The organism is Serratia sp. 3ACOL1 (assembly GCF_003668775.1).
Classification (GTDB): Bacteria; Pseudomonadota; Gammaproteobacteria; order Enterobacterales; family Enterobacteriaceae; genus Chania; species Chania fonticola.
The window spans coordinates 5,660,391-5,682,527 of the sequence record NZ_CP033055.1; the positions used below are offsets into that span (position 1 = coordinate 5,660,391).

Annotated in this window: 16 protein-coding genes, 2 tRNA genes, 3 rRNA genes and 1 other annotated feature; of the genes, 11 read left to right on the plus strand and 10 right to left on the minus strand. The window is 53.7% G+C overall.

Annotated features, from left to right (window positions below; genetic code table 11):
* Nucleotides 1-29: 29 nt before the first annotated feature.
* The 4 genes from pheA to bamD form a co-directional block, all read right to left on the minus strand.
* Nucleotides 30-1,187 carry a bifunctional chorismate mutase/prephenate dehydratase gene (pheA, locus tag D9980_RS25655; protein ID WP_021182196.1) on the minus strand — a complete coding sequence of 386 codons (1,158 nt, stop codon included), beginning with the start codon at nucleotides 1,185-1,187 and terminating at the stop codon, nucleotides 30-32.
* 83 nt (nucleotides 1,188-1,270) lie between these two features.
* Nucleotides 1,271-1,396 (minus strand) — a sequence feature (Phe leader region).
* Nucleotides 1,348-1,395: a pheA operon leader peptide PheL gene (gene pheL, locus D9980_RS26890; RefSeq protein ID WP_192958309.1), complete on the minus strand. Its 48-nt coding sequence runs from the start codon at nucleotides 1,393-1,395 to the stop codon at nucleotides 1,348-1,350. Its footprint overlaps the feature before it by 48 nt.
* Before the next feature lie 124 nt (nucleotides 1,397-1,520).
* Nucleotides 1,521-1,865, minus strand: a complete 345-nt coding sequence (gene raiA / locus D9980_RS25660; RefSeq protein WP_021182197.1) for a ribosome-associated translation inhibitor RaiA — start codon at nucleotides 1,863-1,865, stop codon at nucleotides 1,521-1,523.
* Nucleotides 1,866-2,177: 312 nt separating this feature from the next.
* Nucleotides 2,178-2,909 (minus strand): outer membrane protein assembly factor BamD, encoded by a 732-nt coding sequence (bamD, locus tag D9980_RS25665; RefSeq protein WP_021808131.1) that lies wholly within the window; start codon nucleotides 2,907-2,909, stop codon nucleotides 2,178-2,180.
* A 132-nt stretch (nucleotides 2,910-3,041) separates the two neighbouring features.
* Here bamD and rluD point away from each other — a divergent pair, with 132 nt between their 5' ends.
* From rluD to dkgB, 9 genes are all read left to right on the plus strand, one after another.
* Nucleotides 3,042-4,019 carry a 23S rRNA pseudouridine(1911/1915/1917) synthase RluD gene (rluD, locus tag D9980_RS25675; protein WP_024485187.1) on the plus strand — a complete coding sequence of 326 codons (978 nt, stop codon included), beginning with the start codon at nucleotides 3,042-3,044 and terminating at the stop codon, nucleotides 4,017-4,019.
* Nucleotides 4,019-4,750, plus strand: coding sequence for a purine nucleoside phosphorylase YfiH (yfiH, locus tag D9980_RS25680; RefSeq protein ID WP_121608808.1), 732 nt, complete (start codon nucleotides 4,019-4,021; stop codon nucleotides 4,748-4,750). Before rluD ends, yfiH begins: the two co-directional genes overlap by 1 nt.
* Nucleotides 4,751-4,880: 130 nt before the next feature.
* A complete protein-coding gene (clpB, locus tag D9980_RS25685) occupies nucleotides 4,881-7,454 on the plus strand; it encodes an ATP-dependent chaperone ClpB (protein ID WP_121608809.1) in 2,574 nt (857 codons plus the stop codon).
* 550 nt (nucleotides 7,455-8,004) lie between these two features.
* A 16S ribosomal RNA gene (locus tag D9980_RS25690) occupies nucleotides 8,005-9,545 on the plus strand.
* Nucleotides 9,546-9,750: 205 nt separating this feature from the next.
* Nucleotides 9,751-9,826, plus strand: a tRNA-Glu gene (locus D9980_RS25695).
* A gap of 243 nt (nucleotides 9,827-10,069) precedes the next feature.
* Nucleotides 10,070-12,976 (plus strand): 23S ribosomal RNA (locus D9980_RS25700).
* A 104-nt stretch (nucleotides 12,977-13,080) separates the two neighbouring features.
* Nucleotides 13,081-13,196, plus strand: a 5S ribosomal RNA gene (rrf, locus tag D9980_RS25705).
* The 16S, 23S and 5S rRNA genes sit together here with 2 tRNA genes alongside, the layout of an rRNA operon.
* Nucleotides 13,197-13,290: 94 nt before the next feature.
* A tRNA-Asp gene (locus D9980_RS25710) sits at nucleotides 13,291-13,367 on the plus strand.
* A gap of 279 nt (nucleotides 13,368-13,646) precedes the next feature.
* On the plus strand, nucleotides 13,647-14,450 hold the full coding sequence (gene dkgB / locus D9980_RS25715; RefSeq protein ID WP_121608810.1) for a 2,5-didehydrogluconate reductase DkgB: 804 nt from the start codon (nucleotides 13,647-13,649) through the stop codon (nucleotides 14,448-14,450).
* Nucleotides 14,451-14,497: 47 nt separating this feature from the next.
* Here dkgB and D9980_RS25720 read toward each other — a convergent pair whose 3' ends face one another.
* Genes D9980_RS25720 through D9980_RS25740 form a run of 5 tightly spaced genes read right to left on the minus strand, consistent with a single transcriptional unit; the run spans nucleotide 14,498 to nucleotide 18,830 of the window.
* Nucleotides 14,498-14,809: a PTS lactose/cellobiose transporter subunit IIA gene (locus D9980_RS25720; protein WP_121608811.1), complete on the minus strand. Its 312-nt coding sequence runs from the start codon at nucleotides 14,807-14,809 to the stop codon at nucleotides 14,498-14,500.
* Nucleotide 14,810: 1 nt separating this feature from the next.
* Nucleotides 14,811-15,122, minus strand: coding sequence for a PTS sugar transporter subunit IIB (locus D9980_RS25725; protein WP_024483599.1), 312 nt, complete (start codon nucleotides 15,120-15,122; stop codon nucleotides 14,811-14,813).
* Between the two features lies 1 nt (nucleotide 15,123).
* Nucleotides 15,124-16,584, minus strand: coding sequence for a leucyl aminopeptidase family protein (locus D9980_RS25730; RefSeq protein WP_121608812.1), 1,461 nt, complete (start codon nucleotides 16,582-16,584; stop codon nucleotides 15,124-15,126).
* Nucleotides 16,577-17,542, minus strand: coding sequence for a N(4)-(beta-N-acetylglucosaminyl)-L-asparaginase (locus tag D9980_RS25735; RefSeq protein ID WP_071682825.1), 966 nt, complete (start codon nucleotides 17,540-17,542; stop codon nucleotides 16,577-16,579). Before D9980_RS25735 ends, D9980_RS25730 begins: the two co-directional genes overlap by 8 nt.
* 1 nt (nucleotide 17,543) lies before the next feature.
* Nucleotides 17,544-18,830, minus strand: coding sequence for a PTS sugar transporter subunit IIC (locus D9980_RS25740; protein ID WP_024483602.1), 1,287 nt, complete (start codon nucleotides 18,828-18,830; stop codon nucleotides 17,544-17,546).
* A 179-nt stretch (nucleotides 18,831-19,009) separates the two neighbouring features.
* Here D9980_RS25740 and D9980_RS25745 point away from each other — a divergent pair, with 179 nt between their 5' ends.
* Nucleotides 19,010-19,882: a hypothetical protein gene (locus D9980_RS25745; protein WP_121608813.1), complete on the plus strand. Its 873-nt coding sequence runs from the start codon at nucleotides 19,010-19,012 to the stop codon at nucleotides 19,880-19,882.
* Here D9980_RS25745 and yafC read toward each other — a convergent pair.
* Nucleotides 19,879-20,769, minus strand: coding sequence for a DNA-binding transcriptional regulator YafC (gene yafC, locus D9980_RS25750; RefSeq protein ID WP_121608814.1), 891 nt, complete (start codon nucleotides 20,767-20,769; stop codon nucleotides 19,879-19,881). The two genes, D9980_RS25745 and yafC, sit on opposite strands and share 4 nt — an antisense overlap.
* A gap of 105 nt (nucleotides 20,770-20,874) precedes the next feature.
* Between yafC and D9980_RS25755 the strand changes: the two genes are divergently transcribed.
* Nucleotides 20,875-22,050: an MFS transporter gene (locus D9980_RS25755; protein ID WP_121608815.1), complete on the plus strand. Its 1,176-nt coding sequence runs from the start codon at nucleotides 20,875-20,877 to the stop codon at nucleotides 22,048-22,050.
* The last annotated feature ends 87 nt before the right edge of the window (nucleotides 22,051-22,137 follow it).

Below are 22,137 nucleotides of genomic sequence, written 5' to 3' on the forward strand. Positions count from 1 at the left end.
GTTCGGCATAGCCGAACCCTTTTTGCTATTTAAGACGGATTGACCGGCACCACGTTTTCGCTTGGATAACAGCCCAGCACTTTCAGCGAGCGAGTGATCGGTGTCAGCCCTTTCAACGCCTTCTCCATCGCCACAGAACGCAGGTTAGCCTGCACATCAATGTAGAACATCTCTTCCCACGGGTTACCGTTGATCGGGCGTGATTCCAGCTTGGTCATGATGATGCCATTATCACGTAGCACCAACAGGGCTTCCACCAGAGCACCGGATTGTTGACCGGTGGCCATGATCAGCGTGGTTTTGGCCGGAACCTGCTCAGAAACCTCAATCGCCTTACGCGCCAGAATAATGAAGCGAGTGATGTTCTGCTGCTGATTTGCCAGGTTATGTTCCAGCACCTGCAGGTTGTACAGTGCTCCACCGGCCTCGCTGCCCAACGCCGCAGCTTTTGGCGAGTTCAGCTTGGCGACCTTCTCCATCGCGGCGGCGGTGCTTTCGCAATACTCAATCTTCCAGTGGGGATAGCGGTTCAAATACTGGCTGCACTGCTGGAAAGGCTGCGGGTGACTATAAACGGTTTCGATCTGCTGCAGATCGGTGTCGCTGGCTACCAGCACGCAGTGATCGATCGGCAAGGTTAACTCACCCACGATCGACAGGCTGGTATGTTGCAGCAGGTCGTACACATCGTTGATAGAGCCGGAGCTGGTGTTCTCGATCGGCAAAATGGCGTAATCCGCCTGGCCGGTTTCCACCTGGGTAAAGATGTCCTGGAATTTCTGACAGCCGCATTCGATAAGCTGATCGAAATGGCGGGCGGCGTACTGGCGGGCGGCCAGATGTGAGTAAGAGCCTTTTGGCCCCAGGAAGGCAATACGCGCGGAATGCTGGCTGGTCTGGTTAAGCTGGTGCTGCAACAGGGCCTGCTGAGTCAGCACGGAGTCTTCGATAATCAGCTGGAACAGGCGGGTGACGTAGAAACCATCGAGGTCATAAGGTTTGGCCGCGCTGATCAAGGCGTCCAACAGATCGCGCTCACGCTCTTTATCGCGGATCGGGCGGTGCGAATGCAGTTTGGTTTTGCCCACCTCCACCGCCAGTTCACGACGCTCTGCCAGCAGGGCCAGCAATTTCATATCCAGTGCGCTGATGCGTTCGCGCAGCACGAGTAACGGGTTATCAGTCATAATCAGCTTTGCCTTGTATTCTTCTAATCCCGTCGTCTTGCAAGCCGCAGCTTGAAGCCCAGCGGGGCGGGTTGTCAAATAGCCATAAAAAAGCCCCCTGCTTGAGGAGGCTTGGTTGTTCGTCTTCGCATTCTTTCTCACACGACGAAACGCCTCCCAATCAGGGGAAGGTAAAAAAGAATGCGAAGAAAAACGGTTTACGGCTCATGGCGTTCCAAAATGTGTGTAAATCAGGGTTTAAAGTAACCGCTGGCTTTTCATTGTGTCAATAGAAACCGGCAGACAAAAAACGCGCCCTCGGGCGCGTTTGATGTGAAACAATCACTTGCAGGGTTATTCCTCTTCTTCCTGCGTGATTACCGGAGCCAGGTCTTTCACGCTGGCATAAGCGCGGCGTGCCTCGCTTTTGTGTTGTACCTTGTTCAACTGACGCTCAAGTTTGGCAATCAGGTCATTAACGGCGGTATACATGTCTTCATGTTTGGCGCTGGCAACCAGCGGACCGTTAGGCGTGGTAATGGTAGCGTCGACGGCAAACCCTTTAGGTTCTTTAGATAAGACGATGTGTGGGTTGATCAGCTGCGCCTGCCACTTTTCCAGTTTACTGAGACGGTCTTCGACATGATTACGGATTGCGGGGGTGATATCCATTTGTTTGCTGGTAATGTTGAGTGTCATATAACTTACCTCTCTGTCTTTCCGTCTTGGATAGATTCAGCATACCGCTCTTTTTGCCGAAATGCGTGATGGAAAACACAAATTTTTGTCACTTTTTGCAAAGTTAGTTCAATCTGTGATTTAGCGTCTGAAACTGCCATCTAACGCTTGAGTCTTGGCAGCAGAACGCGCATTATCGATAGGTTAACCGGTGGTGCAGCCTTGCTAACACCGTGTTTTTGCTTGTGTATTTATCCTGAAAATGGCTGAATTTACAGCAAATGAAAACGGCAGCCGAAGCTGCCGTTTTGTTTTTGTGCTCATCTCAAAGACTCAAGACGCGTTGGCGGCGATGATTTTCGCTACCTTGTCGGCCTGAGCATTCAATTGCAACTGGCGATAGGCGTTTTCCATCAGCGGCAGCGCATCGCGCGTCGCTTTGGTATCCGGGAATTCACGCATCATCTGCTCAACGCGATTAACTACCGCGACGTAAGCGCCACGTTTAGTGTAGTATTCCGCCACTGAGAGCTCGTACTTGGATAGACGGTCCTTCAGGAATACCAGACGCTTGTAGGCATCGGTCGCGTATTGGCTGTTCGGATACTGCTGGATCAGCTGGCTGAAGTCGCGGAATGCGGCGCGGGCATGCTGTGGATCGCGGTCAGAACGGTCAACCCCGAAGAAGCCTTGCAGTGCACTGTCATCCAACGCCATATCTGTCAGACCGCGCATGTACATGACGTAGTCGATGTTCGGATGCGTTGGGTTGAGACGCATAAAGCGATCGATAGAGGCCTGTGCCAAAGGTAAATCGGCAGATTTATAGTAGGCATAAATCAGGTCCAATTGGACCTGCTGAGAGTACGGCCCGAATGGATAGCGGTTATCTAACGCTTCGAGTTGCGTAATCGCGCCCTTAAAGTTACCGTCCTGCAGTTTTTGCTGGGCAGTAGCATAGATTTCCGAAGGCGGGCTGTCGGGAACCGTATCCTTGGATGTGGAGCAACCTGCCAGCGCCAGGCTCAACGTGGCTGCCGCCACCAGATATTTCATACGCGTCATGACGTTTAGATTATCCTCAGGGTGTTATTTTGGGAGACTGTCCGTTAAGCTCCCGACAAAAGACCAGTTACAATAGCACATTATATTAAACGGCATCGCCGTGAAAACCCAACGTTAACGAAGAAGCTGCATATGGCACAACAAGTACAACTCACCGCAACGGTGGCCGAAACTCAACTCGGACAACGTTTAGATCAGGCTTTGGCCGAATTGTTCCCTGATTATTCAAGATCTCGCATAAAAGAATGGATCCTGGAAGACAGGGTACAGGTCAATGGCAAAACGATAAACAAGCCGAAAGAGAAGGTACTGGGGGGAGAGACGGTCGCCATTGATGCACAGATTGAAGAAGATGCCCGTTGGGAACCGCAAGACATCCCGCTGGATATCGTCTATGAAGACGCCGATATTCTGGTGATCAACAAGCCTCGCGGCCTGGTGGTGCACCCAGGTGCGGGTAATCCTGATGGGACGGTGCTTAATGCATTGTTACATTATTTCCCGGAGATTGCCGACGTACCGCGTGCCGGTATCGTTCACCGTTTGGACAAAGATACCACCGGCCTGATGGTGGTTGCCAAAACCGTTCCGGCGCAAACCCGCCTGGTTGAGGCATTGCAGGAGCGTGAGATCACCCGTGAGTACGAAGCGGTAGCGATCGGCACCATGACTGCGGGTGGCACGGTGGAGCAACCTATTGCTCGCCACTCCACCAAACGTACTCACATGGCCGTGCATCCAATGGGCAAACCTGCGGTGACTCATTACCGCATTATGGAACATTTCCGCGCCCATACCCGTTTGCGCTTGCGCCTGGAAACCGGCCGTACGCACCAGATCCGTGTGCATATGGCGTATATCGACCATCCGCTAGTGGGTGATCAACTCTACGGTGGCCGTCCACGTCCGCCAAAAGGGGCGTCAGAGGCCTTTATCAACACGTTGCGCGGCTTTGACCGTCAGGCACTGCACGCAACCATGTTGCGCCTGTATCATCCGATCAGCGGTATCCAGATGGAGTGGCATGCGCCAATCCCACAGGATATGGTAGATCTGATCAACGCGCTGAAGCTCGATACCGAAGAATTCAAAGATCAGATGGATTGGTAATGAGTTCGCTGATTTTACCCGATTGGCCGCTGCCTGCAGGGGTAACAGCCTGCAGCTCCACTCGTCATGGTGGTGTCAGCCTTCCTCCCTACGACTCGCTGAACCTCGGTGAGCATGTTGGTGATGATGCACAGGCCGTGGCGCGTAACCGCCAATGTCTGGTAACGGCGGCTGGCTTGCCGCAGATGCCTTTGTGGCTGGAACAGGTACATGGCACTCGTGTGCTGACGCTGGATGGCCAAACGCCTGAAGATTTGCGCGCCGATGCGGTTTACAGCAATGTGGCCGGGTTGGTCTGCGCGGTGATGACGGCGGATTGCCTGCCGGTGCTGTTTGCTTCACATGCGGGTGATGAAGTTGCTGCCGCGCATGCCGGTTGGCGTGGCTTATGTCATGGCGTGCTGGAAAATACCGTGGCGCGCTTTGCTGCGGCACCAGAAAACATCACTGCCTGGCTAGGCCCGGCGATCGGCCCAAGCCGGTTCGAAGTTGGGGCTGAAGTGCGTGCGGCATTTATGGATATTGATAGCGCCGCCGCTGCCGCTTTTACTCCCCACGGTGAAAAATTCCTCGCAGACCTCTATCTTTTGGCTCGCCAGCGCTTGCAATGTGCTGGTATTTTCGCCATTTATGGCGGTAATCGTTGCACAATGAACGAAATGAGTCATTTTTTCTCCTATCGGCGCGACGGAACAACCGGACGTATGGCAAGTTTGATCTGGGTGAGATAACCTACTGCCCTAGGACGATCCACTGATGCATGACGTTGTACTCATAATATAGTGTCGAGATAACCTTGAAAATTTGAGGGATGACCTCATTTAATCTCCAGTAGCAATTTTGACCTACATTGGAGGTGTTATGCGTCTGGATCGTCTTACTAACAAATTCCAGCTTGCCCTCGCCGATGCCCAGTCTTTGGCCCTTGGGCGCGACAATCAATTTATTGAACCGTTACATCTGATGAGCGCACTGCTCAATCAGGATGGGGGCACGGTTCGCCCATTACTGACTTCTGCCGGGATTGATGCTGCGCGAGTGCGTACCGACATCGATCAGGCATTATCTCGTCTGCCGCAGGTTGAAGGTACCGGTGGGGATGTTCAACCCTCACACGAACTGGTACGCGTCCTCAACCTGTGCGACAAGCTGGCGCAAAAGCGGGCAGACAAGTTTATTTCATCCGAGCTGTTTGTGCTGGCGGTGCTTGAAGATCGCGGTAACTTGACCGATCTGCTGAAAGCTGCCGGTGCCACAGCGGACAAAATAGCCAAAGCCATTGAACAAATGCGAGGGGGAGACAGCGTGGATGACCAAGGTGCTGAAGATCAGCGTCAGGCTCTGAAAAAATACACTATCGATCTCACTGAGCGTGCGGAACAGGGCAAACTTGACCCGGTGATTGGCCGTGATGAAGAGATCCGCCGCACCATTCAGGTGCTGCAACGCCGTACCAAAAACAACCCGGTACTGATTGGTGAGCCTGGTGTCGGTAAAACCGCCATCGTTGAAGGCTTGGCTCAGCGCATTATCAACGGCGAAGTTCCCGAAGGGCTGAAGCATAAACGCGTGCTTTCCCTGGATATGGGCGCGTTGATTGCCGGGGCGAAATACCGGGGCGAATTTGAAGAACGCCTGAAGGCGGTGCTGAGCGATCTTTCCAAACAGGAAGGCAGCGTCATCCTGTTCATCGATGAGCTGCATACCATGGTGGGTGCCGGTAAAGCCGATGGCGCGATGGATGCTGGCAACATGCTCAAACCCGCGCTTGCCCGTGGGGAACTGCACTGCGTAGGGGCGACCACGCTAAACGAGTATCGCCAATATATAGAGAAGGATGCTGCGCTGGAGCGCCGCTTCCAGAAAGTCTATGTCGCGGAACCGAGCGTGGAAGACACCATCGCCATCCTGCGTGGCCTGAAAGAACGCTATGAGCTGCATCACCACGTGCAGATAACGGACCCGGCGATCGTAGCTGCGGCAACGCTGTCGCACCGCTATGTTTCCGACCGTCAGTTGCCGGATAAGGCCATCGACCTGATCGATGAGGCCGCCTCCAGCATTCGTATGCAGATGGACTCTAAGCCGGAATCGCTCGATCGCCTGGAGCGCCGCATCATCCAGTTAAAACTGGAAGAGCAGGCACTGAACAAGGAATCGGATGACGCCAGCAAGAAACGCCTGGAAATGCTGAGTAGCGAGCTGGAGCAGAAAGAGCGCGAATACTCAGAACTGGAAGAAGAGTGGAAAGCGGAAAAGGCTTCGCTGTCTGGTACCCAGAATATCAAGGCGGAACTGGAGCAGGCCAAGATCACGCTGGAGCAGGCGCGCCGCGTAGGTGACCTTGGGCGCATGTCAGAACTGCAGTATGGCAAAATCCCTGAGCTGGAAAAACAGCTTGAGGCGGCCACACTGGCAGAAGGCAAGACCATGAAGCTGTTGCGTAACCGCGTTACCGATGCCGAAATCGCTGAAGTCTTGGCGAAAGCGACCGGTATCCCGGTGGCCAGAATGCTGGAAGGTGAGCGTGACAAACTGCTGCGTCTTGAGCAGGAACTGCACTCACGGGTGATTGGCCAGGATGAAGCGGTGAACGCGGTGTCCAATGCTATTCGCCGTAGCCGTGCTGGTCTTTCCGATCCTAACCGGCCGATTGGTTCATTCCTGTTCCTGGGGCCTACCGGGGTGGGTAAAACCGAACTGTGTAAGGCGTTGGCTGGGTTCCTGTTCGACAGTGATGACGCGATGGTGCGTATCGACATGTCCGAGTTTATGGAGAAACACTCCGTATCGCGGCTGGTGGGTGCACCTCCGGGTTATGTCGGTTATGAAGAGGGCGGTTATCTGACAGAAGCGGTGCGCCGTCGTCCGTATTCAGTGATCCTGCTGGATGAAGTGGAAAAAGCGCACCCAGACGTGTTCAACATCTTGCTGCAGGTGTTGGATGACGGACGTCTGACAGACGGACAAGGTCGTACCGTTGATTTCCGTAATACCGTGGTGATCATGACCTCTAACCTGGGTTCCGATCTGATCCAGGAGCATTTCGGTCAGATGAGCTATCCACAGATGAAGGAATCGATCATGGAGATGGTGAGCCAACATTTCCGTCCGGAATTCATCAACCGTATCGACGAAGTGGTGGTGTTCCATCCGCTCGGCCAGAAACATATCGCGCAGATTGCCAAGATCCAGTTGGCGCGTCTGTACCAGCGTCTGGAAGAGCGTGGCTACGAAGTCAGTATTACGGAGCCAGCCTTGGAGCTGTTGGGCAAAACCGGTTACGACCCTGTGTATGGTGCGCGGCCGTTGAAACGCGCTATCCAGCAGGAAATCGAAAACCCGCTGGCACAGCAAATCTTGTCTGGCAAGTTGATCCCAGGCAAACCGGTGACGCTGGACGTAGAAAACGACCATATCGTTGCCAAGCAATAAAAGTAGTTGTTGGTAGCTATATAGAAGGGGGCGGTTTTTACCGCCCCCTTTTCTTTGGCTTTAGCCTGGTTGACGGGTTTTCTTCGAGCAAAACGCTTAAAACCTTCCTTTTTTGCTCAATAAATACCCATAAATGACGTTCTGGCTGGTTTTTTGAACGCTTGAAAAATTTTTTGAATTTAGGGGTTGCGCCCTTCTGAGAACTCCCTATAATGCGCCTCCACTGACCGGGAACAACGACGAACAAGTCGCCCAGCCAGGAAGAAGCAACCCGGTGAAAACACCGCGTCTCGTAAGAGAAAAAGGTTGACTCTTCAGCGGGAAAGCGTAATATGCACCTCCCGCGTTACCGAGAAATATCCCGGTAACGAACGCTCTTTAACAATTTATCAGACAATCTGTGTGGGCACTCACAAGACGATATCCAGCTACTTCGGTAGCAAAAAAATATCAAGTCTTGAAGAGTGACCAAGCAGTAATTCATGCGAATGAATTATTACGAAAGTTAATTTTCGAGCATCGCTGCACGAGTTGCAGCAAATCAAGCTTTTAATTGAAGAGTTTGATCATGGCTCAGATTGAACGCTGGCGGCAGGCCTAACACATGCAAGTCGAGCGGTAGCACAAGGAGCTTGCTCCTGGGTGACGAGCGGCGGACGGGTGAGTAATGTCTGGGAAACTGCCCGATGGAGGGGGATAACTACTGGAAACGGTAGCTAATACCGCATAACGTCTTCGGACCAAAGTGGGGGACCTTCGGGCCTCACACCATCGGATGTGCCCAGATGGGATTAGCTAGTAGGTGAGGTAATGGCTCACCTAGGCGACGATCCCTAGCTGGTCTGAGAGGATGACCAGCCACACTGGAACTGAGACACGGTCCAGACTCCTACGGGAGGCAGCAGTGGGGAATATTGCACAATGGGCGCAAGCCTGATGCAGCCATGCCGCGTGTGTGAAGAAGGCCTTCGGGTTGTAAAGCACTTTCAGCGAGGAGGAAGGGTTCGGTGTTAATAGCACCGTTCATTGACGTTACTCGCAGAAGAAGCACCGGCTAACTCCGTGCCAGCAGCCGCGGTAATACGGAGGGTGCAAGCGTTAATCGGAATTACTGGGCGTAAAGCGCACGCAGGCGGTTTGTTAAGTCAGATGTGAAATCCCCGAGCTTAACTTGGGAACTGCATTTGAAACTGGCAAGCTAGAGTCTTGTAGAGGGGGGTGGAATTCCAGGTGTAGCGGTGAAATGCGTAGAGATCTGGAGGAATACCGGTGGCGAAGGCGGCCCCCTGGACAAAGACTGACGCTCAGGTGCGAAAGCGTGGGGAGCAAACAGGATTAGATACCCTGGTAGTCCACGCTGTAAACGATGTCGACTTGGAGGTTGTGCCCTTGAGGCGTGGCTTCCGGAGCTAACGCGTTAAGTCGACCGCCTGGGGAGTACGGCCGCAAGGTTAAAACTCAAATGAATTGACGGGGGCCCGCACAAGCGGTGGAGCATGTGGTTTAATTCGATGCAACGCGAAGAACCTTACCTACTCTTGACATCCACAGAACTTTCCAGAGATGGATTGGTGCCTTCGGGAACTGTGAGACAGGTGCTGCATGGCTGTCGTCAGCTCGTGTTGTGAAATGTTGGGTTAAGTCCCGCAACGAGCGCAACCCTTATCCTTTGTTGCCAGCACGTCATGGTGGGAACTCAAAGGAGACTGCCGGTGATAAACCGGAGGAAGGTGGGGATGACGTCAAGTCATCATGGCCCTTACGAGTAGGGCTACACACGTGCTACAATGGCATATACAAAGAGAAGCGAACTCGCGAGAGCAAGCGGACCTCATAAAGTATGTCGTAGTCCGGATCGGAGTCTGCAACTCGACTCCGTGAAGTCGGAATCGCTAGTAATCGTAGATCAGAATGCTACGGTGAATACGTTCCCGGGCCTTGTACACACCGCCCGTCACACCATGGGAGTGGGTTGCAAAAGAAGTAGGTAGCTTAACCTTCGGGAGGGCGCTTACCACTTTGTGATTCATGACTGGGGTGAAGTCGTAACAAGGTAACCGTAGGGGAACCTGCGGTTGGATCACCTCCTTACCTAAAGATATGCAGTTGAGTGCAGTGTCCACACAGATTGTCTGATGAAAAGTAATGAGCAAACAAAACCTTGTGGTATAGGTAAGTGCCGGGAAATTTGTGGCTGTCTAGTGCAGTGACAAACAACAATGGCGCTCGATTTTTCACGAAAAATCTCACCTTTACCCGAAATTATCGAATCAGTGATTCGATAAGAAAATTTCGGGTCCCCATCGTCTAGAGGCCTAGGACACTGCCCTTTCACGGCTGTAACAGGGGTTCGAATCCCCTTGGGGACGCCATCCGATAATGAGTGAAAGACATTATCACCGGTCATTCGTGACTGATTATCTTAAAGATGACTCTTGCGAGTCGTGTTTAAGATATTGCTCTTTAACAATCTGGAACAAGCTGAAAATTGAAACATGACAGCTGAAACTTATCCCTCCGTAGAACTATTGGGGTAAGGATTAACCTGTCATAGAGTCTCTCAAATAAACAGCACGACAGTGTTCTCTGTTTACAGAAACACCTTCGGGTTGTGAGGTTAAGTGACTAAGCGTACACGGTGGATGCCTAGGCAGTCAGAGGCGATGAAGGGCGTGCTAATCTGCGAAAAGTGTCGGTAAGGTGATATGAACCGTTATAACCGGCAATACCCGAATGGGGAAACCCAGTGTGTTTCGACACACTATCGTATGGTGAATACATAGCCATACGAGGCGAACCGGGGGAACTGAAACATCTAAGTACCCCGAGGAAAAGAAATCAACCGAGATTCCCCTAGTAGCGGCGAGCGAACGGGGAACAGCCCAGAACCTGAATCAGTTCTTGTGTTAGTGGAAGCGTCTGGAAAGTCGCGCAGCAAAGGGTGATAGCCCCGTACACTAAAATGCATTAATTGTGAGTTCGATGAGTAGGGCGGGACACGTGACATCCTGTCTGAATATGGGGGACCATCCTCCAAGGCTAAATACTCCTGACTGACCGATAGTGAACCAGTACCGTGAGGGAAAGGCGAAAAGAACCCCGGCGAGGGGAGTGAAATAGAACCTGAAACCGTGTACGTACAAGCAGTGGGAGCACCTTCGTGGTGTGACTGCGTACCTTTTGTATAATGGGTCAGCGACTTATATTTTGTAGCAAGGTTAACCGTATAGGGGAGCCGTAGGGAAACCGAGTCTTAACTGGGCGAATAGTTGCAAGGTATAGACCCGAAACCCGGTGATCTAGCCATGGGCAGGTTGAAGGTTGGGTAACACTAACTGGAGGACCGAACCGACTAATGTTGAAAAATTAGCGGATGACTTGTGGCTGGGGGTGAAAGGCCAATCAAACCGGGAGATAGCTGGTTCTCCCCGAAAGCTATTTAGGTAGCGCCTCGTGAACTCATCTTCGGGGGTAGAGCACTGTTTCGGCTAGGGGGCCATCCCGGCTTACCAAACCGATGCAAACTCCGAATACCGAAGAATGTTATCACGGGAGACACACGGCGGGTGCTAACGTCCGTCGTGAAGAGGGAAACAACCCAGACCGCCAGCTAAGGTCCCAAAGTCATGGTTAAGTGGGAAACGATGTGGGAAGGCATAGACAGCCAGGATGTTGGCTTAGAAGCAGCCATCATTTAAAGAAAGCGTAATAGCTCACTGGTCGAGTCGGCCTGCGCGGAAGATGTAACGGGGCTAAACCATGCACCGAAGCTGCGGCAGCGACGCTTAGGCGTTGTTGGGTAGGGGAGCGTTCTGTAAGCCGTTGAAGGTGAACTGTGAGGTTTGCTGGAGGTATCAGAAGTGCGAATGCTGACATAAGTAACGATAAAGCGGGTGAAAAACCCGCTCGCCGGAAGACCAAGGGTTCCTGTCCAACGTTAATCGGGGCAGGGTGAGTCGACCCCTAAGGCGAGGCCGAAAGGCGTAGTCGATGGGAAACAGGTTAATATTCCTGTACTCGGTGTTACTGCGAAGGGGGGACGGAGAAGGCTAGGCTAGCCGGGCGACGGTTGTCCCGGTTTAAGCGTGTAGGGGGAGTGACCTGGTAAATCCGGTTACTTATCAACCCTGAGGCGTGATGACGATGCACTACGGTGCAGAAGTAGTTGATGCCCTGCTTCCAGGAAAAGCCTCTAAGCATCAGGTAACATCAAATCGTACCCCAAACCGACACAGGTGGTCAGGTAGAGAATACCAAGGCGCTTGAGAGAACTCGGGTGAAGGAACTAGGCAAAATGGTGCCGTAACTTCGGGAGAAGGCACGCTGGCGCGTAGGTGAAGAGACTTGCTCTCGGAGCTGAAGCCAGTCGCAGATACCAGCTGGCTGCAACTGTTTAATAAAAACACAGCACTGTGCAAACACGAAAGTGGACGTATACGGTGTGACGCCTGCCCGGTGCTGGAAGGTTAATTGATGGGGTCAGCCGCAAGGCGAAGCTCTTGATCGAAGCCCCAGTAAACGGCGGCCGTAACTATAACGGTCCTAAGGTAGCGAAATTCCTTGTCGGGTAAGTTCCGACCTGCACGAATGGCGTAATGATGGCCAGGCTGTCTCCACCCGAGACTCAGTGAAATTGAACTCGCTGTGAAGATGCAGTGTACCCGCGGCAAGACGGAAAGACCCCGTGAACCTTTACTATAGCTTGACACTGAACATTGAGCCTTGATGTGTAGGATAGGTGGGAGGCTTTGAAGTGTGGACGCCAGTCTGCATGGAGCCAACCTTGAAATACCACCCTTTAATGTTTGATGTTCTAACTCGGCCCCATAATCTGGGGTGAGGACAGTGTCTGGTGGGTAGTTTGACTGGGGCGGTCTCCTCCCAAAGAGTAACGGAGGAGCACGAAGGTTAGCTAATCACGGTCGGACATCGTGAGGTTAGTGCAAAGGCATAAGCTAGCTTGACTGCGAGAGTGACGGCTCGAGCAGGTACGAAAGTAGGTCTTAGTGATCCGGTGGTTCTGAATGGAAGGGCCATCGCTCAACGGATAAAAGGTACTCCGGGGATAACAGGCTGATACCGCCCAAGAGTTCATATCGACGGCGGTGTTTGGCACCTCGATGTCGGCTCATCACATCCTGGGGCTGAAGTAGGTCCCAAGGGTATGGCTGTTCGCCATTTAAAGTGGTACGCGAGCTGGGTTTAGAACGTCGTGAGACAGTTCGGTCCCTATCTGCCGTGGGCGTTGGAAGATTGAGAGGGGTTGCTCCTAGTACGAGAGGACCGGAGTGAACGCACCACTGGTGTTCGGGTTGTCATGCCAATGGCACTGCCCGGTAGCTAAGTGCGGAAAAGATAAGCGCTGAAAGCATCTAAGCGCGAAACTTGCCTCGAGATGAGTCTTCCCTGGGCCTTTAAGGCCCCTGAAGGAACGTTTAAGACTAAGACGTTGATAGGCTGGGTGTGTAAGTGCAGCGATGCATTGAGCTAACCAGTACTAATGATCCGTGAGGCTTAACCTTACAACACCAAAGGTGTTTTAGAGAGATTGTAGAGATTTTCAGCGAAGTTCCGAGATTGGTTCTGGTGGTTACGAAAGTAACGGCCAAGAACGAAACAGAATTTGCCTGGCGGCAATAGCGCGGTGGTCCCACCTGACCCCATGCCGAACTCAGAAGTGAAACGCCGTAGCGCCGATGGTAGTGTGGGGTCTCCCCATGCGAGAGTAGGACACTGCCAGGCATCAAATAAACGTTATCAGTATGACACCTGGTAATGCGCGAAATCACTCAGGTGGTTTTGCCAGCATCGAAAGATGCGACGTAAAAGAATCGGTGGAGCGGTAGTTCAGTTGGTTAGAATACCTGCCTGTCACGCAGGGGGTCGCGGGTTCGAGCCCCGTCCGTTCCGCCACTTAATTGATAAGCCCTGAGTCTCTGACTCAGGGCTTTTTCATTTGCTAAATTTCCCACACTTCATAAAGCAATCAAGGGGCACCGAGCTAATCCACGATGCCGGACCGCCCCCTCGCCCTTTGGGAGAGGGTTGGGGTGAGGGGATTTCCTGCCAAATCAAGGTCTATTGTTGCCAATTAATCAAAAGTCTTATGCACAATAGGGCGTTTTTGATCAACAAAACTGCTGCCATAATCCTCTCAAGCTGTTTTGATAAACAAACCGAGAGAACATAATTATGAGCATCCCTGCATTTGGCTTAGGTACCTTCCGTCTACAAGATCAAGTGGTGATCGATTCCGTGAGCACCGCTCTGGAACTGGGCTACCGTGCCATCGACACCGCACAAATCTATGAGAACGAAGCGGCCGTTGGCCAAGCTATCGTAGCCAGCGGCGTGAAACGTGAAGAGCTATTTATCACCACCAAAATCTGGATCGCCAACCTGGGCAAAGACCAACTGATCCCAAGCCTGCAAGAAAGCCTGAAAAAGCTGCAAACCTCCTATGTGGATCTGACCCTGATCCATTGGCCGTCACCGAACGATGAAGTCTCGGTTGCCGAGTCGATGGCGGAGCTGGTGAAGGCTAAGGAACTCGGACTGACGCGCCAGATTGGTATTTCCAACTTTACCGTTGAACTGATGCAGCGTGCTATTGATGCGGTGGGTGCTGATGCGATCGCCACCAATCAAATCGAACTCTCGCCGTATCTGCAAAACCGTCAGGTGGTTGAATTTGCACAACAGCATGGCATTGCCATCACCTCCTATATGACGTTGGCTTATGGCAAGGCGTTGCAGAATGAAGCCATCAACAATATCGCCAAGCGTCGTGATGTGACCGCGGCTCAGGTGATCCTGGCTTGGGCTATGCAACTGGGTTATGCGGTGATCCCGTCCTCGACCAAGCGTGAAAACCTGGCGAGCAATCTGTTGGCCCAGCAACTGACGCTGTCTGATGATGAAATGGCTGAAATTGCTGCATTAGAATGCAATGGCCGTCTGGTTAGCCCGGAAGGTCTGGCACCAAACTGGGATTGATAGGTTGGCCGTCTGTGGTTTTGAGGCCACAGACGGCTTAGCTCGTTTTAACGAGCGATCTTTTGGTGTAAGGCGATAATCTCACGGCCTATTTCCATCAGCATAATCGCGTTCATCAGATGGTCCTGTGCATGGACCATCACCAGATGAACCGGGATTTTACCGCTGCCTTCGTCCATTTCGATCAGTTTGGTCTGCACGTGATGAGCGCCAGAGAGTGCCTCCTGCGCTTGTTGCATATACTGTTCGGCCTGCACAAAGTCTTCTTCTTCGCGCGCACAGCGCATGGCTTGAAACACCAGACTGCGGGCGTAACCCGCATTGGCAATCAGCTCCATCACTTCGTTTTCCAAATCCATTTCAGGCTTCCTCAATCAGTGCCAGAGCTTGATCCAATACCTTGTCACCCTTCATGGTGCCGTAGGCCATCATATCGATGCAGGCGACTTTTTTATGGTGCTCGTGGGCTATCTTCTCGCATTCTGCCAGCTTATAGCGGATCTGCGGCCCCAGCAGCGCGACGTCAAATTCGGTTACTGCCGTTTTGTATTCACGGATCGACTTGGCACAGATCTCGGCGTCAATACCACGCGCTTTGGCGGCTTCCTGCATCTTTTTCACCAGCAGACTGGTGGACATACCCAAGTCACACACTAACAGGATCTTTTTCATGTTATTTCTCCAGGCGTTCCAGCAGGTGCTGGATTAAAAGTGGGATCGGTCGGCCAGAGGCCACGCTACGGCCATTTTCGCGCCACAGCGCGGTGCCGCTGATATCAAGGTGTGCCCAGGGAATATCCGCCCGGCTGAAGCGACTTAGGAAGTAGGCGGCAGAGGTACTGATCGCCGCATTGTTGGTAGGCGTGTTACACAGATCGGCAATATGGCTCTCGACCTGTTTGCTGAAGCGCTCATCCAACGGCAACGACCATAAAGGATCGCCACTGTGCAAGCCTGCCAGAGTAAGATCGTGACGCAGGTTTTCATCCTCGGTCATCAGGCCGCTAAGATCGTAACCCAAGGCTTTGACCACCGCGCCGGTGAGCGTAGCCAGATCGATCACGTATTCAGGCGGCTGCTGATTATTGGTCAACCTGCTGGCGTAGGCGATACCATCGGCCAGTACCAACCGCCCCTCGGCATCGGTGTTATTGATTTCCACGGTTAAGCCGCTGTAGCTGGTTGCGACATCGCCAGGGCGCATCGCGGCCGGGCCAATCATATTTTCGGCCAGCGCCAGTACGCCAACCAGACGTACCGGTAGCTTGAGTTCTGCCACGGCCAGCATCAGGCCAAAGACGTTGGCGGCGCCACACATGTCATATTTCATGGTGTACATGCCATCGCCGCCCTTTAGCCACAGGCCGCCGGTATCGAAGGTGATACCTTTGCCTACGTAGGCGCTGAAGGGGCCGGTATCGCTCCCCTGGTAACGTATCACCACCAAACGTGGAGGATTATCGGCACCTTTACCTACCGCCTGTAGCAGACCAAGACCTTGCTCAGCGATCTGCTGTTCATCCAACACTTCGCAACTCAGGCTGGGATAGGGTGCAATCTGGCGGGCGATCTCGCTGGCGAAAAATGCCGGGGTGCAACGATCGCTTGGCATGTCGGCAATGCGTCGTGCTGCCTTCATCCCCATGGCGGTGGCTGCTGCTTGAGACAGGCACGGTTCGAGAGTGGCTCGTTGCTCCGGCTGGCAATAGAACACCAATTCCTGGATGCGCGGTACAGGCGCCGTTTCTGCCTTTTTCAGACCGAGATCGCTCAGTTGGTAATCCAGGTTGAACAGGAAATGCAGCAGAGGGTTCCGTGCCGGCAGGCTGCGGTGATCAAACACCGTGCAGTCGACGATCAACTGCGTACTAGAGCCGCTGCGTAGTAGAGGACGCAGTGCGGTGACCAGCTTGCTGGTTTGCCCATCGAGCCAGAACGTTTTTGGCAACAGCGTGACGCGGCCTACCGGAGCACAGCCATAGGCGCAGTCGGCGGTTTGCTGTTGGGCGGTGGCCTGGAGTTCCTGTAACAGGGCTGCATTGCAGGGTAATTGCAATGGGCTGTCGGGATAGCTAATCACATGGTTGTTAACTTCCCATGCGGGGATGTCACTCAGTAACCGATAATTAATCAAAATGGATCTCCTCAATCGGCGCGCGAATGCGCTCGGCATAGTCGGTTAGCCATTGCTCGCTGGCTGGAGTGTAGTGGGTATGCTCGGCACGGCGTTCTGCCAGATACACCGTCGGTGGCTGGATGGCGCTGGCGACCACAAACGAGAAGGTTTTGATATTGGTTGAGATGCCGAACTCTCCCTGCCGATTCATGCAGACTACGGAGAGATCGCCCACCCGGCCAAAGCGGGCTATCAGCCGGTCTTCCAGCTCGAAGACGACCGAATCGGCCGCCTGTTGTGGCGTCATACCTTGCTGCATACGGCGCACGATCTCATAGCTGGTGCAGCCCTTCATCAGGTCTTCACCCACTCCGGTGGCAGTTGCGGCACCGATCTGGCTGTCACAGTAGAAACCGGAGCCAATCACCGGTGAGTCACCCAGGCGGCCACGGCGTTTCATAAACAACCCGCTGGTAGACGTGGCCACGCTCATTGAACCATGCAAATCGAGGCCGATAATGCCGACGGTATCGTGACCATCGTAGGGGCTAAGGCCCTTATCGATGGTTTCGCGGCAGCGTTTACGATAGTGCTGGGTTGCACGTTCGGTGAGCATGGTCTTGTCGGCAAAACCCTGGCTAAGGGCCCACTCACGTGCGCCAGCCCCCACCAGGACGCTGTTGAAGCGTTCGCGGCTCAGCGCCTGGGCAACCTTCACCGGGTTGGCGATATCCACCAGGTTACCAACGGCACCAAAGGCCAGCGTATCGCCATCCATAAAGGCCGCATCCAGTTCTACCTCACCATTTTCGGTAGGCAGGCCGCCGAAACCGACAGATTTATAAAACGGAAAATCCTCCACTTCCGCCACCGCGCTAACCACGCTTTGTGCGGCACTTGCCCCGGCTTTCAGCGTTTCACTGGCCTGGGTGACGCCTTCCAGGGCCATACGCCAGGTTGCAATCATTCCCCACATATCAAACTCCTGATGTTTCGGCTGCGCGATACTGTTTGTCCAGAATGCGCAGGAAAGGCAGATAAAGCATGGCGCCGATCAGCAGGTTAACGATCTGCATCAGGCTGCCACTCAAATGGCCGGTCACGATAAAGCCACTGATCACCGGCGGCAGCGTCCAGGGGATAAATACCCCGGTAGTGACGGCGACGGCCCCCACCTTCATCGCCACGTATTGCACGGTAACCAACACCACTGGAACCAGGTTGAAGGGAATCAACATGATGGGGTTCATGATCACCGGCAGGCCAAATAGGATCGGTTCATTAATATTGAAGATTGAGGCCGCCGCCCCCATGCGACCTACTTCGCGGATGCTGTTGCTACGGGCAAAGAACAGAATGGCGATCACCAACGACAGGGTGGCACCGGCCCCACCCATCCAGATCATATCGAAGAACTGTTCGGTAACGATGTGCGGTGGCGTAACCCCGGCCTGGATAGCGGCGATGTTGTCGGTCTGGTTTTCCATCCACAGTGGACGAATGATGCCGTTGACCATCGAACCGGAGTTGATCCCCACTGACCATAGGATGGTGATACTCAATACCGTCAGCAGCGCGCCGATATAGGAAGTGCCAAAGTGACGTACCGGCGTAGCGACCACGTTATAAATAAACTGATGAATGGTTTGGTAGCTGGTGTGTTCGAACAGAATACGGATCGCCAGCACCAGGATAATCACGAACAGAGCAGGCAGCAGAGCGGCGAAGGATTCCTGTACCGCAGGTGGCACGCCTTCGGGCATTTTGATAATCAGTTTGCGGCGCTTGAGGTAGCAGAACAGTTCAGTCCACAGCAGTGAGCCGATCATCGCCACAAACAGCCCCTTGCTGCCGATCCACTCGGTCGGGATCACATTGATATTGCCCAAGGCTTCTACCTTGATAAACGGCGTGAGGATCAGGAAGCACACCAGCGACAGAATACCGCTGGAGACGCGATCCTCGTCATAATGTTCCGCCAGGCGGTAAGCGGTAAGGAAGCTGACAAACAGCGACATGGTGGAGAATACCGCGTTGAACGGGATCTCGATGATATTGCTCCAGCTGGCGCCAAACAGGCCTGCCATAAACTGCTGGTAACCCTGATTGGGGAACGACGAGATCACCAGCAGGATAGAGCCGACGATAATGAACGGCATAAAGGAAACATAGGCACCGCGGATGGCACACAAATGCCGCTGCTGTGCGGCCTTGGCCGCCAGAGGCATCAGCTTGGCTTCAAGAAATCCCAGAACGTTGTTCATGCTAAACCCCGTAGGTATGCTTATTGGAGAAAAACAGGTAAGGGTGGCGACTTATTGGCTGGGATTATCAGTGAATGGATTTTAAAGAAAGGTGAATCAGTTCACAGTGTGAGGTGAATTTATAAAATATCTCACAAGATTAGTTATGATAGGACATCAATTTTAGTGTGGAGTCCACGATGGAAATCAAGCTGCATGCCAATGCGACCACCACCCCACGAGTGCGGCGTTATATCCAGCAATCGGATAAAAGTGACCGCGTTTTGGCGCAGGAGCTGGGCATCTCCGTGGCGACAGTACGCCGTTGGCGGCAGCGCCAGGATGTCGCCGATCGCCATACGGTGCCCAAAACTACCCGCAAACTGCTGACGGACGAGCAGAGTTTGCTTATCAACTGGCTGAGACAAAAATTACAGTTGCCGTTGGATGAGCTGCTGGTGGTGGTGAATCAGGGGATGCAACAGCCGATCTCCCGTGCGGGTTTGGATCGCTATCTACGCGGCGTGGGCCAGCGCGGTGAGGAACAGAGCAGGGTGCTACGCGGTAAAAAGGCGGTGAAGGCAGGTGAACTGCCGGGAACTCTCGCCCTTTTTTATCAACGAATTAGCCTATCGGCCGAGGATGGCGGCGAACAGCACCTCTTGTGGGCCGAAGAGAAGGTCAGCGGCTGGCTGAGTGCACGAGCCTTTGCGGGCGCTTCGCCGATGCTGGTGGTCAACTGGCTGAAGGAACTGTTACCGCACTGCCCTGGTGATATACAATCTATTGAGACTGAAAATAAAAAGCTGTTCGGCAATAGCGAGTCTCAGACCCATCCCCTACAGCTATGGTGTCGGGAGCAGGGGATAACGCTGCAACAACCCGCGCTACCGCAAATGGAGATTGTGCTGCGGCTCGAAAGCCAACTGGTGCAGTTGCTACCGGCGGCGGAGAACTCATCACTAGACAACGTGTTGCAGGCGCTCTGTGCCAGCTATAACCAACAGTGGCCCCAGAAGAAGCTGGGTGGCCTGACGCCCACCGCATTCTGGTTACAGCATCGACCAGGTTAGCGGGGTGTCAGGCTTTCACTAAGGAAGTCGATAAAGCTGCGTAGGCGGTTGCTTACGGCACTGTCGCTGTAATAAACCGCATTCACCGGTACGGCAACCGGCAGCGTCTCCTCGACCAGGATCTGCACTAAGTCTCCACGCTGAATATCCTCATCGATCATAAAGTTCGACAGGCAGGCGATGCCGTTGCCATGCAGGCAAAGGTGGCGCTGTGTTTCTCCGCTGTTGGTAGTCAGCCCCGGTGTAATCTCCAACTGCCGGCCATCGGCGCAGGCTAATGGCCAGCGGTTCAGGTTGGGCAGATCGTTGAAGCCGATGCAGCAATGTTGCGCCAGTTCCTCCACGCTTTGCGGGGTACCAAACTGCTGCAGATAGGCCGGTGACGTCACAATTTTTCGATAGCTGTTCATCAGTTTACGCGCCTTCAAACTTGAGTCTGTCAGTTCCCCTACGCGGATGGCAATGTCGACCTTGCGCTCAATCAGGTTGATAAAGGTTTCTGAAGAGACTAGCGAGAGCGACATTTCCGGGTAGCGGGCACGAAACTCGCCAACCAATGGGGTCAGCACGTGCAACACGACCGGCGTTGCGGCATCCACGCGTAACAGGCCCTGGGGCCGCTGGCGGCTCTCCATCAGCGCATTTTCCGCCGCGGCCATATCGCTCAGGACTTTCTGCACCTGGCGGAAATAGTTTTCGCCTTCCTGCGTTAGGCTGATCTGGCGGGTGGTGCGATTGAGCAGCGTGACCCCCAGCTTACTTTCCAGCTTTTTAACCGTACGGCTGACCACCGAGTTCGCCTGTTCCAAGTGCTCCGCCGCGCGGCTGAAGCTACCGCATTCCACCACGGTGACAAAGGTGACCAGTTCATCCGAATTTGCCTTCATTGTTGCTCCGTCAGCAAAATTTATTTGAAATTTTGAGCATTTTTATCATTTAAGCACAGGCAGATAATCACCGCTATCAACCCGAACGCTATTTTGGAGTTAGCAATGCCTCTCGCTTTACTTGCCTTGACCATCAGTGCCTATGCCATCGGCACCACGGAGTTTGTGATTGTCGGATTGATCCCGACCATCGCCGAGCAGTTGAACGTCACTGTGCCCTCCGCAGGGCTGCTGGTGACCCTGTACGCCATTGGGGTGGCGATCGGCGCGCCGGTACTGACCGCTTTAACCGGCCGAGTGCCACGCAAGATGCTGCTGGTGGGCCTGATGGTGCTGTTCACCCTTGGCAACCTGCTGGCCTGGCAGTCACCGAGCTATGAGTCACTGGTGGTTGCTCGTTTACTGACTGGCCTGGCGCACGGGGTGTTTTTCTCGGTGGGTTCAACCATTGCGACCAGCCTGGTAGCCAAAGAGAAGGCGGCAACGGCCATCGCCATCATGTTTGGTGGCTTGACCGTCGCGTTGGTGACCGGCGTGCCGTTAGGCACCTTTATCGGCCAGCACTTCGGCTGGCGTGAGACCTTCCTGGCGGTGTCGTTGATTGGTATGGTGGCGATTATTGCCAGCCTGATCCTGATCCCGAATAACATCAAGAACCAGGCCAGTGCCAGCATCCGCGATCAGCTGCAAGTGCTAACTCACCCGCGCCTGCTGCTGATTTATGCCGTTACCGCACTGGGCTACGGCGGGGTATTTACGACCTTCACCTTCCTGGCGCCGATGATGCAGGAGCTGGCTGGTTTTTCGGCTCCGGCCGTCAGTTGGATTTTGCTGGCCTATGGCATAGCGGTAGCCATCGGTAACATTTGGGGCGGCAAGCTGGCCGACCGTCATGGCGCGGTACGGGCATTGAGCTTTATCTTTGCCGCGTTAGCCGCCTTGCTGTTGGTGTTTCAGTTTACAGCAAGCCACAGCATCGCCGCGTTGCTGACGGTGGTGGTGATGGGGGTATTTGCCTTTGGCAATGTCCCGGGCTTGCAGGTTTATGTGGTGCAGAAGGCCGAGCAGTACACGCCGAACGCGGTGGACGTTGCTTCTGGCCTGAATATCGCGGCTTTTAACGTGGGGATCGCACTGGGCTCGGTGATTGGCGGACAGACCGTGGCCTCACTAGGGTTGGCGCAAACGCCTTGGATCGGGGCGCTGATTGTGGTGGGGGCATTGTTACTGATTGGTCTCAGTGGCCGCTTGGATAAACAATACCCACGGCAGTTCGCCTGATCCCATCTTGTACTCTTCTTGGCCCGCATTGGCGGGCCTTTTCGCATTCAGCGCGAACCTTTACAGACACATACACGGCATTGATTG